Origin of the sequence: Gardnerella sp. DNF01195, assembly GCF_049244175.1 — a bacterium.
Classification (GTDB): Bacteria; Actinomycetota; Actinomycetes; order Actinomycetales; family Bifidobacteriaceae; genus Bifidobacterium; species Bifidobacterium leopoldii.
This window is the reverse complement of sequence record NZ_CP058383.1, coordinates 376,570-390,141: the sequence shown is the minus strand read 5'-3', so window position 1 is coordinate 390,141 and position 13,572 is coordinate 376,570. Positions and strand designations below refer to the sequence as shown.

Genomic DNA, 13,572 nt, shown 5'->3' with positions numbered 1-13,572 from the left:
AAGTAGCGTGCGCTTTATTCGCCGCGCTGAGCCTTAATAATCTCGTCCGAAACGGCCTTCGGGACCTCCGCGTAAGAGTCCATCTGCATGGTGAACATTGCGCGGCCCTGAGTCTTAGAACGAAGATCGCCAATGTAGCCGAACATTTCGCTCAGCGGCACCTTGGCATCGATAACTTTCACGCCAGTAGCATCAGTCATAGACTGGATGTTACCGCGACGAGAGTTCAAATCGCCCATGACATCGCCCATGTACTCTTCTGGAGTACGGACTTCGACAGCCATAATTGGTTCGAGAATTACCGGATTAGCCTTAGGAGCAGCTTCCTTGAAGCACATGGAACCTGCAATCTTGAAGGCCATTTCCGAAGAATCGACATCGTGAGTCTGACCGTCGGTGACGGTTGCCTTTACACCCACAACTGGGAAGCCAGCCAAAACGCCGGATTCCATAGCTTCCTGCACGCCTGCATCGATTGAAGGAATGAATTCCTTGGTGATGTGGCCGCCGGTAACTTCGTTGACAAACTGATAGGTTTCGCCAGATTCTGTGTCGAGAGGCTCGAAGTTCATCAAAACCTTTGCGAACTGACCAGAACCACCGGTCTGCTTCTTGTGAGTGTATTCCTGGTTCATAACAGCCTTACGAATCGTCTCACGGTAAGCAACTTGTGGCTTACCAACGTTCGCTTCGACCTTGAACTCACGACGCATACGATCAACGATAATGTCAAGCTGAAGCTCGCCCATACCGGAAATCAAAGTCTGACCAGATTCCTCATCGGTCTTAACCTGGAATGTAGGATCCTCGTCAGAAAGCTTAGCCAAAGCCAAGCTCATCTTTTCCTGATCAGCCTTCGTCTTTGGCTCCACAGCAACCTCGATAACAGGATCTGGGAATGTCATGGATTCCAAAGAAATTGGGTTCTTTTCGTCGCACAAAGTATCACCAGTGCTGACGTTCTTCAAACCAACGAAGGTGTAGATGTTACCAGCTTCAGCTGAATCTACAGGATTTTCCTTATCAGCATGCATCTGGAAGATCTTACCAACGCGTTCCTTCTTGGACTTCGTGGAATCGTACACGGAATCGCCTGGCTTTACTTCGCCAGAGTAAACGCGCACAAACACGAGCTTGCCATAGAATGGATGGGTTGAAATCTTGAATACCAATGCTGCAAATGGATCTGTATTAACTGGCTTACGGTCAATTTCAACAGATTCGTCACCTGGCTTGAAGCCCTTAATAGATGGAACATCTTCTGGGCTTGGGAGGAAGTCGACAACAGCATCCAGCATTGGCTGAACACCCTTATCCTTGAATGCAGAACCGCAAGTTACTGGGAATGCCTTACGCTCAATGGTAAGCTTACGGATACCAGCGCGCATTTCTTCTTCAGTAAGTTCGCCAGTTTCAAGATACTTCTCAACCAGCTCATCGTCAGCTTCAGCAACCTGATCCATAAGCTCAGCACGATACTGTTCTGCACGTTCCTGCAAATCTTCAGGAATGTCAACGGTGTCATAGTGAGCACCCATATCGTCCTTAACGTCATTCCAGACGTAAGCCTTCATACGAATCAAGTCAACAACGCCAACGAAGTCGTTTTCAGCACCGATTGGAAGCTGAATAACGAGTGGAGTTGCACCGAGCTTCTCCTTGATGGTCTTGACGGAATAGTAGAAATCAGCACCAAGCTTATCCATCTTATTGATGAAGCAGATACGTGGAACGCTATACTTATCAGCCTGACGCCACACGGTTTCGGACTGAGGTTCCACACCTTCCTTACCATCGAAGACTGCTACAGCACCATCGAGCACGCGAAGGGAACGTTCCACCTCAGCGGTGAAGTCCACGTGGCCTGGGGTATCGATGATGTTGATCTGATAGCGATCATCAACGTCATGAGTCTGACGCTTCCAGAAGCAGGTAGTTGCAGCAGACTGAATAGTAATACCGCGCTCCTGCTCCTGAGCCATGAAGTCCATGGTAGAAGCACCATCATGAGTTTCACCGATCTTGTAGTTCTTACCAGTGTAGTAAAGAATACGTTCGGTGGTAGTAGTCTTACCAGCATCAATGTGCGCCATGATGCCGATATTACGAACCATATTCAGGTCGTTAAGCACATCTTGTGCCATATTCTTATCCTTAGCTCTTTAAGATACCGATTATCTTGTGGATTACCAGCGATAGTGGGCAAAAGCCTTGTTTGCTTCTGCCATCTTGTGGGTATCCTCGCGGCGCTTCACGGAAGCACCCAAGCCATTGGAGGCATCGAGAATTTCGTTGGCCAAACGCTCAGCCATAGTCTTTTCACGACGAACACGTGAGAAGTCAGTAAGCCAGCGGAGGGAAAGAGTGTTTGCACGAGCAGGCTTAACTTCGACTGGAACCTGGTAAGTTGCGCCACCAACGCGGCGAGAACGAACCTCAAGATTTGGACGAATGTTATCAAGAGCGCGCTTCAATACAGAAACTGGCTCCTGCTCGGTCTTTGCCTTCACCTGCTCAAGAGCGGTGTAGACGATGTTTTCTGCGATGGACTTCTTACCATCGAGAAGGATTTTGTTAATCAACTGAGCCACGACGGTCGAGCCGTAGATTGGATCAGGAAGCAGTTGATGCTTTTTTGCAGGTCCTTTACGTGACATGTTTTACTTCGCCTTCTTTGCTCCATACAGGGAACGACCCTGCTTGCGGTCCTTGACACCCTGGGTATCTAATGCGCCACGCACGATGTGGTAACGCACACCTGGGAGATCCTTCACACGGCCACCACGCACGAGCACGATGGAGTGCTCCTGCAAGTTGTGACCTTCGCCTGGAATATAGGCGGTTACTTCAATACCAGAGCTGAGGCGCACACGAGCAACCTTACGAAGCGCGGAATTTGGCTTCTTAGGAGTGGTGGTGTACACACGGGTGCACACGCCACGACGCAGCGGGCTACCCTTCAAGGCCAAAGTCTTTGACTTTTTCGGCTTGGCCTGACGTCCTTTACGGACAAGTTGTTCAATCGTAGGCAACTTAAGTTCTCCGATTCATTGTTATCTTCTATTTGGTGAAAACCGCCACACTGCAGCACACCATAACCAAAGAATCGGTTAAAGAGTAAAAGCCACAGTCCACCGGCCCGATGGCCCTCGCGCCTCCAGCCACACATTACTGCGCACTATCTTTGGCACTTGGGATATCCCAACACGCACGCCTATAACATAAGGCACGCCGTTGGCACACACGAATTACTATTATACACCTAATCTTGACAATGCAACTAATAAAGTTTTAAAACCCTATTTAAGAATTGGACGCACAGGAGCAGACACATCTAAGCTGCGTTTGTTTCCAATTTTACTAGGATCATCAATAATCTTGGCAACAATAGCTTTCTTTAACTCAATCTGAGACGAATTGCCCCATATAATAGTTTTTTTAACATCCCCTAATTCTGTTTCGACAGAATCTTGAGTTTTTGCACTAACTCTCGTAACTCTAGCTCGCAAAGATTCCGAAAGTGAACTAACAATTTTTACAGCTTCAAGTACCGCTCTATTATTCAAACTTCTTTGCACATTTGAAACTTCAATAACAGGTATTCCTTGTGTTGTAACTTGAGCTACGGCATTTAACACGCGACCTTTAGCGTCAACAGCAGTTAATTTATTGCTATCTCGAGTTTTGAGCATTGCTGCAGGACGTTGCGCATGTACAGAAACATGCAAACCATTAGGAAAATTCTTAGAAACTTTTGCTTCAGTTACGCCAGGAATATCGTTAAGTTGGTTAATTACTTCTTGAGAAGAAACTAAAAATAGTGATTTACCAACCTGAGTTGACGCAATTGAAGCAATTTTTTGCTCACTCACCCACTCGTTAGATCCAGAAATACTTATATCGCTAGACTTAAGAAGAAAAACTGGCGAGAAGAATAAAAACCAAACAATCGCCGAAACAGAGGCAATCACTGCAAGAATTGCAAGAATTCGTTTAACAGTAAATTGCAAATAAGCAGATTTACGTTCTTTCAAACGCTCTCGAAAATTAATTATTCTAGGACGAGTAATCATTCCAAGAGAACCAGAAGTTTGACTTAAAGTTTTTCTTACAAAATCAAGCTTCGGCAAAAGTCTAGCGTCAACAAACTTACCTTGATGATTTTTTTCATTAACATCAGCTACTCGTATTTGCGATGTGTTTTGGCTGATTATATGCCTTTGGAAACGCTGGTCTTTGCGCAACGACGAAGCAGATCTAGGTTTAGAAATATGAATTTTTTCATCACGCGTTTTTTTGATACTAGATTTTTTTATATTAGATCTTCCGATATTAGATTTCGCACCACGCGCTATGCCACGCAATACACCACTACGCAATTCATTATTAAGCAATTCAGCACTACGAGACGCACTACTACGAGACGCACTACTGCTGGATTTATTACTACGAGACTCTTCAGTACGCGCAATATTAAGACTTGAAACGGTACGACGATGCGAATTATTTGCATCAGCATCGTACGATTTGCTTGACCTCACGCGACCCATAATTGCCTCTCGTAATAATTTATTTATATTTTAATCGCTTAATTTCAAAGCACTACAATGCTTCTAGCATAACAGACGTCATAGCAGTAATACTTCCTGCACCAACTGTAAGCAGCACATCACCAGATTTTGCACGCAAAGCCAGTTTCAACGCAGCTGCGCGCATATCGTCAACCGCTTCAATTTTTACATCAAGATTCTGTGATTTTGCAGCTTTAACAATAGTTTCAGCATTAATATTTGGAAAATCTTCCTGCTTTTCGCGAGCTGGGAAAATTCCTGTAACAATTACATCGTCTGCAAGAGCCAAAGATTTTGCAAACTCATTAGCAAAAGCCTGCGTTCTGGAGAACAAATGAGGCTGAAACAGCACGCGAAGAGTAGAAGAAGTGTACTTTCTTCGAGCAGCGCGCAATAATGCAGCTATTTCAGTTGGATGGTGAGCATAATCGTCCACAACTGTTACACCATCAACACATCCACGAATATCAAAACGACGAGACGCACCTCGGAAGCTTTCTGCACCACGAGCCGCATCTTCTGGATTCATACCGAGCAATACTGCAGCAACAATAGCTGCAGAAGCATTAAGAGCATTATGCAAACCTGGTATTAACAAGCTAACTTGCACCTTATTCAAACATTTAGCATGTTCATCCAAAATTTTTTCTGGCAATACAAGCGTAAACATTTCTCGACCACTTACAGCTTGCTCATTTTCATGCTCAATACTTGCGAACATAGCTAATTTTTGTACGCGCGAGCTAACTTTTAGGCTCCAAGTATCCAAATTACCGTAAACAATTGTTTTGTTTAAAATATTATCCGGCATAGCTTCAAGTACTTTTCTAGCACCTTCGTCTTCTGCACAAATTATTACGTTATTAACAGCATGACTTACGTGCTCAACAAATGCTTCTCTGTATCGTTCACTAGAGCCGTAATGATCCAAGTGATCTGCTTCAGCATTTGTTACGATTGCAATACTTGGACTGTATTTTTCAAAACTTCCGTCAGATTCGTCAGCTTCAGCAACCATAACAATTCCATTACCAGCATGACCGCCGTCTAAAACTGTTCCGTCTGCGGCTTGAATAGATCCGCCGATTGCGTAGCTTGGATCAGCCAAATCGCCTACTGCAGCCACAGTTAATATATGAGAAAGAAGTGAGCTAGTAGTTGTTTTACCATGCGCTCCAGCAACAGTCACACCAGTTTTTGCAGATAATAATAACGCAAGAATATCGCTGCGATGAACAAGTTTTATGCCGCGCTCATGTGCTGCCATAATCTCCGGATTGCTCGGTTTAATAGCACTTGAATACACGAGTACATCTGCATGCTCAACATGTGAAACACTTTGTCCAATTTCTACTTCAATACCTAATTCTTCCAAGCGTTGAGTGTGATCATTTGCTTCGCGATCACAACCGCTTACGCTTACGCCCTCTTCATGCAACATTTCTGCCAGAACACTCATTCCAGCTCCGCCAATGCCAATAAAATGCACTCGCCCTAATTTTGAAATTGTTTGCGAATCATCAAACGCTGATTTTACCGGGTTTAAATCAATGTTGTTATGAGATGAAGTTGTATTGTTATTAAAATTGGTCATTACTTTCTGCCTTCTTTTGCGATTTCAAGAATACGCTTCGCCATAACGTCTGCAGCATCACGAATACCATAATTCCAAGATTTAGTGCGCATAGCTTGTAATTGCTTTTTGTTTTGCAATAAAGCTAATCCTTCATCTATAAACCACTTTGCATTGAAATCAGCATCATTTACCATTAACGCTCCCCCTGCATTTACTACAGGCTCAGCATTGAAACGCTGCTCGCCGTTGCCAATAGGCAATGGCACGTATACAGCAGGTAAGCCAAGTGCAGAAATTTCTGCAACCGTTCCAGCTCCTGCACGACATATAACTAAATCTGCACAAGCAAAAGCCCAATCAATACGCTCTAAATATTCTGCAATATGATAATCACCACAACCAGCATGTTCTGGTTTAATATCATTTATTTGCGATTCGCCTACTTGCTTTGCAACTATATCTCGCACTTCTTCCGCTTTTGCGCGACCAGTTAAGTGAATTACTTGCGCATGTTTTAAAATATCTCCTGCCGCTGCAGCAACAGCTTGATTTATGCTTTTTGCACCCAAAGATCCGCCGGTAACAAGAATAATTGGACGTTTAGGGTCAACGCCAAGTTTTTGCGCACCTTCAACGCGAGCGGAATCATAATCTTTTTCTAATCTTTCACACAATTTAGAAATAGCAGGTCTAAGAGGTAAACCAACTCTTTCAACTTTGACACCTTTTCGTGTGCGCAAATCAGTATTCCCATAAACTGTTCCAACAGCATCAGCCCAACTTGCACCCAAGCGATTTGCCATTCCAGATTTAGCATTCTGCTCGTGAATCACAATAGGAATATGCTGCGCATGAGCTTGAGAATATACTGGAGCAGAAGCATAGCCACCGAAGCCCACTACTATATCTGCTTTTCTAGCGGCTAGTATATTTCGCACTTTGCGTTTTTCGCGCATCCATCGAATTGGAAACTTAATTGCATCCAAATTTGGCTTACGTGGGAACGGCACTTTTTCTATAGTGTCAAGTTCGTATCCTGCATTCGGCACAAGACTTTTTTCCAAACCAACTTCTGTGCCAATTACACTAATTAACGCTTCAGGATTGAGCTTTTTAATCGCGTTTGCAACAGAAAGCAAAGGATTGACATGACCTGCAGTACCCCCGCCTGCAAGAACAATATGCACTTCATGCTCAATAGCATTATCAAACTTCATTTCACTACCCTTGTTATAACTTTCATATTATAAAAAAGTTGTAAATACTTACTACTTCGATATAGTAAGTTGCGGATTGGAACGCATAAGACCATCAGCTACGCCAATTGCAACCAAACACATAACAAGCGAAGATCCACCTGCGGACACAAACGGCATAGGCACTCCCATAACCGGAAGTATTTGCACAACAACAAGAATATTAACTAATCCTTGGCCTACAATCCACGTTGCAATACACATTAATACGATTGAAATAAATTGCGATTTCGCTTTTAATGCTGAAGATAGTATGCACCAACCAATAATTACGTATAGCAAAATTACTGCTGCTGCAACCAAAAAGCCCATCTCTTCGCCAATAATAGCGAAAATAAAATCATTGTGAGCGTAAGGCAAATAATTCCATTTTTCACGAGAGTTTCCGATGCCAACGCCTAATAGTCCACCAGAAGCCATTGCATATTGAGCGTGAATTGCTTGGAAGCAAACGCCTTTAGCTGCTTTTGCGTCGCATCCATGCAAAGTAGCAAGAATACGTCGCATACGATTTTGGCTTGTCAAAACAAGCATAGCGACCATAGCAATAGCAATAAAAATACTTCCTATCAGCCAGCGCGTAGGGAATCCACCAAGATAAAAAGCTATAAGTGCAATAAGAATAATAATTAAAGCAGTACCAAGATCCTTACCTGCAATAACAAGCAACAACGATACGCCGAGTCCTGCTGTTACAGGAATATATGCGCGCATTTGCACACGCTCATATGCTTGTTTTGCAGCAATCAAAGCTATTGGAAGCCAAATACATAATGCAAGTTTTGTAATTTCTGCAGGCTGCAAAGTAATAGGGCCGAAAGCAATCCAACCAGCATTACCATTAACTTCACGTCGTAAACCTGGAACAAATGTTAAGAACTGTGCAATAACAGAAATAATGTAAATGACAGCAACGTATCGTCTATAAACTGTAACTGGAAGTCGAGAAGCGAAAATATAGCCAATTAAACCTAAAACGCAATACATTGTTTGGTTTACGCCTTGACCCCAAGGTGCAATTCCGTAGGTAATCATAGTTACTGAAGAACTAGAAAACACCATGAATAAGCCAAAAATCGACAGTATAACCACTGATACTCGCATGCCGTATAAGCACCACAGTGGGTTAGTTAAACTGCGCAAGCCAACATATTTCTTTAATTCTGAATCTTGAGTTTTGCGCTCTAACGAGTTTTTTGAGTAGTCTTTCTTCGAGGAAAATATTCCAGATACAGTATGCGCTAATTTTGCGTATTTAATTGACTTTGTCGGCTTTGCTGTATTTGCTGGTTTCGCTATCTTTGTTAGCTTTGCAGGTTTCGCAGGATTTACAGTATTTACAGGATTTGCTTGCTCTGCAGGCTTTACAAAATTAGCCCGTTTAGTTTGTTTCGCTTGTTTCGCAACTTTCGACTTCTTTACATCTTTTACAAATTTTACAGATTTATTTAAAGAAGAACCTACAGATCTGCCAACTTTAGTAACAGAATTACTTACGGACTTACTTACAGACTTTCCTACAGACTTTCCTACAGATTTGCCTAATTCCTTACCCGCTTTGCTTGCATACGCTCCTACTTTGCTTATGGACTCGCCTACTTTACTTGCTGAAGTCCTAATAGATTTTTTAAAAGATTCAAATTTTTGTTTTTGGGAAGAATGAGAAGAATCTGAATCTGCTTCAATATGATCTTCCATAATAACTTCTGAGACTTTGCGCGCTAATGAACGCAAAAACTTTTTAGGCTTATTACTGTTGAACACCATGATTATGCACCCATCGTTGAGATTCTTTAGCAAAACGATTGCCGCGATCGGCGTACGAAACAAATTGATCCATAGAGGCACAAGCAGGAGCAAGCAGAACAACATCACCAGGCTTAGCATAACGCCCAGCAGCTTCTACAGTTTGACGCATAACAGCCTCACCGAATGAAGAATCAGGATTTACAAGCGAAGTATTCTCAATATTCTCACAAACTAAGTCATCAACGCAATCATATGATTTAGCGCAAGAACCATCCTGTGAAACAATAGTTACTGGAATGTGAGGAGCTGAACTGTGAAGAGCTTCAACAATTGGACGTTGATCTATTCCAATAACAACAACTGCTTTAATCACATGAAGTTGGTTTGCAATTAAATCTTCAAAATGACCACCTTTAGCTAAACCGCCAGCAATCCAAACAACCGAATTATTAGCAAAACTAGCTAAAGATGCACAAGCAGCATGAGCATTAGTTGCTTTAGAATCATCTACAAATCTAATACAATGCGAAGGATTTTCATCTTCAGACATCAAAGTCGCAACTGTTTGAATGCGATGACCTCCAGGAGCAAATTCGCGTAAAGCACGAACTGAAGAATCTACGTCACCAGTTAAACCTAAAGATAAAGCTAACGCAGTAAGAGCATCAGCTAATAAATGCGGATACACACTGCCATCAGGCTCGCACAGATGTTTTAGCTCACGCAATTCGACAATAGGTTTTAGAGTGCCTTTAGTTCCTCCAGCAACACCGCTGTTATCGACAATCCAACCGTCTTTTACGCCAATTTCACCATCTTTAGGCTCTCCTAACGTAAAACCAATCTTTTTACAACCATCAGCAACTTGTGCACAATCTGCCAATTTGCTTACACGCTCATCTTGAGCATTGTAAACCAAAGCTTTTTGCACATTATTAAATACTTTTGACTTGTCACGAGCGTACGCTTCCATGCCACCATGCCAATCTAAATGATCAGCAGCAATATTAGTAATAGCAGCACAATCAAGAGCTAAAGAATCAGTGAAATGCAATTGGAAAGAGCTTAATTCAACGCATAAAGCATCATGCTCACATTCCAAAGCAGCATGTGACACAGACTTTCCAATATTTCCCACGGCTGGAGCATTTAATCCGCAAGCGGTTAGCATTGCAGAAGTCATTTCTGTAGTAGAAGTCTTACCATTTGTGCCAGTAATGCCAATCCAATAAGCAGGTTTATTCGTGCGCTTAGAAGGTACGCGCAAGCGCCACGCTAATTCAACTTCGCTCATTACTGGAATATTGCGCGATGCAGCTTCTTGCAAAAATGGCGTGCGAGGGTTAAATACTGGAGATGTAACAACAGCATCGATTTTAGACCAGTCTATTGCTGAAAAATCATGTATATCGGCATCAGGCTTATTTTCGTCTGCAGTCACAGTCTCAGATCCAACAGCGCGCAAAACCTCAGCTGCGCCACGACCCGAAACTCCAAGACCTGCAACTAATACACGCTTAAAAGCAAATGCTTTATCGCTTGTGCACGACTTACAAGTAGATTCAGACGAAACAGATACTTCATTGCCATCGACAATATTCATATTGAAGCCTTCCAATTTTTGAAATTAAATAAGCAAGCCAGAATGCCCTGCCCAATCGGCGTAGAACATCATAAGTGCAGAAAGCACAAACATAAGCTCAATCATCCAGAATCGCACAACAACCTTAGTTTCCGTCCAGCCGAGCAATTCAAAATGATGATGAATAGGAGCCATTTTGAACACGCGCTTATGCGTAGCTTTAAAGAATCCAACTTGAATAACGTCACTTGCAGCTTCCATTACAAATAATCCACCCAAAATCACAGCCAAAAACTCTGTGTGAGTTGCAATAGAAAGAGCTGCAAATAATCCGCCTAAAGCCAACGAACCAGTATCTCCCATAAATACTTGAGCAGGATTCGAATTAAACCACAAGAATCCAAAGCAAGCAACAGCAGCGCAAACAGCAATAATAGTTAAATCGAGAGGGTCAGAAACAGCGTAAGAGAATCCAAAATGACCGCCTCCACGCACATGGTAGCTTTCCCAAAAAGCAATCAAAGCGTAACCAGCAAAAGCAATCATAGAAGATCCAGAAGCTAAACCATCAAGTCCGTCAGTCAAGTTTACAGCGTTAGACCAAGCAGCAATAAGGAAATTAACCCAAACAATAAATACTACGATTCCTACACCTTTACCGAGTATAGAAAAATCAAAAAATGGTTTTTCAATAAAACTCATTCCAGGTTGAGCGCTAGCAATACCAGATTGAGTTGGCAATAGCAATGACAAAAGCGCGTAAATACTTGCAAAAATAATTTGACCAGTAAACTTCGCATGTACAGAAAGACCAAGATTCTGCTTTTTACGAACCTTAGCAAAATCATCAATAAAGCCAAGCAAACCCATTGAAAGCATTGCAAACAGCACCAAAACAGCAGACCATGAAGGCGAGCGACCAACAGAAACATATCTATAAAGAGCAGAAGCAGCCCAACCTGCTACTACAGCAAAATTAATAACAACACCGCCCATAGTTGGCGTGCCGCGCTTTACTAAATGAGATTGTGGTCCATCTTGGCGAATGTACTGACCGTAGTGCAAACGATGCACTAAACGAATAAGCAAAGGTGTGCCAACAATCGTAACTACGAGCGACACCACAATTCCTACAATAAGCGCAATCACCGCTTAACCTCCGTTTACTGTTCTGTTTGCTATAATACTTAATTTATTAATTTCACACTTATATTGAGCATCGAGCAGTTAAATATTTGCCCAATGTTCAGCAAGCACGCTCAAGCCTGAAGCATGAGAGCCTTTCAATAACACAACACTACTCGGATGCTCGGCCACAATTTTCCAAACAATATCATCAGCCTCATCCGCACTGTGTACAAAATAGACTGCCTCATGAGAAGAAGGTAGTTTATTATTCCAAGAAGAACGCGCACCTTGAGCAATACAGTGAGCTAATTTATCTAAGTCAGAGTCCGTTTTCGAACCAACAGCAACAACCGCATCGACACTCGAATTTGCCACATATTCTCCAATATTTGTGTGCAATTCATCTTCGTTGCTGCCAAGCTCCAACATAGAACCAAGAACCGCTATACGGAAAGGTTTCGAAGATGCACTACAAGAATCATTTTCATAAGCGCACAAACCATCGATTCCTGCTTTCATAGAATCAGGATTTGCATTAAAGGAATCATCAATAAGTGTAAATTTCTCGTCATTCTTAGAAACTGTACTCAATTGCATGCGATGCGGGCTAATATGCGAAACTTTAGACAGCACAGAAGCAATATCATCTAAAGTCATTCCCAAATATCTGGCAACATTTGCTGCTGCAAGCGCATTCATAACATTATGCTCGCCTTGTATAGCAAGATGCACTTCAATATTATTCACTAAATCAGAAGAATTAATGCGTTCAGTGATAGTAAAAACTGCTTTACCAAAAGAATCTAACTTTATATTGCTAGCTGAAAGTTGGTAGTCATCTTTACTAGCTGATTCCAGCAATCCATTTTTAGCATTTCTACCAAACCAGCGCACATGCTTATTTTCTACAAGACAAGACATTGCAGAAACTCGCTTATCGTCGGAATTTAATACTGCTATGCCATGTGGCAAAAGCCCACGCACAATCTCACTTTTTGCTTGCGCAATTCGCTCAACTGAGCCAAATTCACCTAAATGAGCAACACCAACTTTAAGCACTATTGCGAGATCCGGAGGAGCAATATGAGTTAAATTGGCAATTTCGCCAACATGGTTAGCACCCATTTCTGCTATTAGAAACCGAGTATTACTGCCAACTTGCAAAGCAGTAAGAGGCAAACCAATATTATTATTAAAAGATCCAACAGGAGCAACTGTTTCGCCTAGCGTGCTCAACAAAGCCTTCAACATATCTTTCGTTGTTGTTTTGCCAACGGAACCAGTGATACCAATAATAGTGAAAGGTTTGTTAAGATTGCGGCGAAGTTCCAAATTATGTTTAGCTAGCAAACCCAGCGCTTCTACAGAATTATTAACAACTATTTGATTGAGATTAGTGCCTTCGACAACATGTTCAACAATAGCTACAACAGCTCCAGATTTTTCAGCATTCTTTACATAATCATGACCGTCAACATGTTCACCAACTATAGCTACGAACACAGAACCTTTACGGATTTGACGAGAATCACTAAAAACGGAATTTGCAACTAAATCTGTGTCACAACTATTAAACTCGTGCATTTCCCCATGAACAGCGTTAGCAATTTCGCTTATATTCATAGGCATCATATCAGCATAATCTAAACTCTTAGCATTGCTAGCACACGAAGTTTCAACACAACTCATAACATCCTCCAAATTAGCCAC

General features: G+C 42.3%; 10 protein-coding genes. All 10 read right to left on the bottom strand.

What is annotated here, in order from left to right:
- Positions 1 to 14: 14 nt before the first annotated feature.
- A complete protein-coding gene (gene fusA, locus HXT43_RS01365; protein ID WP_004107409.1) occupies positions 15 to 2,144 on the bottom strand; it encodes an elongation factor G in 2,130 nt (709 codons plus the stop codon).
- Positions 2,145 to 2,186: 42 nt separating this feature from the next.
- The gene (gene rpsG / locus HXT43_RS01360; protein WP_004107405.1) at positions 2,187 to 2,657 is read right to left on the bottom strand and encodes a 30S ribosomal protein S7; all 471 of its coding nucleotides are present in this window, start codon (positions 2,655 to 2,657) and stop codon (positions 2,187 to 2,189) included.
- 3 nt (positions 2,658 to 2,660) lie between these two features.
- Complete coding sequence (gene rpsL / locus HXT43_RS01355) at positions 2,661 to 3,032, bottom strand: 30S ribosomal protein S12 (protein ID WP_003813881.1); 372 nt, start codon at positions 3,030 to 3,032, stop codon at positions 2,661 to 2,663.
- 267 nt (positions 3,033 to 3,299) lie between these two features.
- Positions 3,300 to 4,550 (bottom strand): cell division protein FtsQ/DivIB, encoded by a 1,251-nt coding sequence (locus tag HXT43_RS01350; RefSeq protein ID WP_004118781.1) that lies wholly within the window; start codon positions 4,548 to 4,550, stop codon positions 3,300 to 3,302.
- A 52-nt stretch (positions 4,551 to 4,602) separates the two neighbouring features.
- Positions 4,603 to 6,165 (bottom strand): UDP-N-acetylmuramate--L-alanine ligase, encoded by a 1,563-nt coding sequence (gene murC / locus HXT43_RS01345; RefSeq protein WP_415707090.1) that lies wholly within the window; start codon positions 6,163 to 6,165, stop codon positions 4,603 to 4,605.
- Entirely contained in the window at positions 6,165 to 7,364 is a 1,200-nt protein-coding gene (locus HXT43_RS01340; RefSeq protein ID WP_415707089.1) for a UDP-N-acetylglucosamine--N-acetylmuramyl-(pentapeptide) pyrophosphoryl-undecaprenol N-acetylglucosamine transferase, read from the bottom strand. Before HXT43_RS01340 ends, murC begins: the two co-directional genes overlap by 1 nt.
- A gap of 51 nt (positions 7,365 to 7,415) precedes the next feature.
- Positions 7,416 to 8,627, bottom strand: coding sequence for a peptidoglycan glycosyltransferase FtsW (locus HXT43_RS01335; protein ID WP_415707181.1), 1,212 nt, complete (start codon positions 8,625 to 8,627; stop codon positions 7,416 to 7,418).
- Positions 8,628 to 9,153: 526 nt separating this feature from the next.
- Positions 9,154 to 10,755 (bottom strand): UDP-N-acetylmuramoyl-L-alanine--D-glutamate ligase, encoded by a 1,602-nt coding sequence (murD, locus tag HXT43_RS01330; RefSeq protein ID WP_174143294.1) that lies wholly within the window; start codon positions 10,753 to 10,755, stop codon positions 9,154 to 9,156.
- A gap of 24 nt (positions 10,756 to 10,779) precedes the next feature.
- Positions 10,780 to 11,883, bottom strand: a complete 1,104-nt coding sequence (gene mraY / locus HXT43_RS01325) for a phospho-N-acetylmuramoyl-pentapeptide-transferase (protein WP_004107386.1) — start codon at positions 11,881 to 11,883, stop codon at positions 10,780 to 10,782.
- Positions 11,884 to 11,961: 78 nt separating this feature from the next.
- Complete coding sequence (locus HXT43_RS01320) at positions 11,962 to 13,551, bottom strand: UDP-N-acetylmuramoyl-tripeptide--D-alanyl-D-alanine ligase (RefSeq protein ID WP_004118760.1); 1,590 nt, start codon at positions 13,549 to 13,551, stop codon at positions 11,962 to 11,964.
- Positions 13,552 to 13,572: the final 21 nt, after the last annotated feature.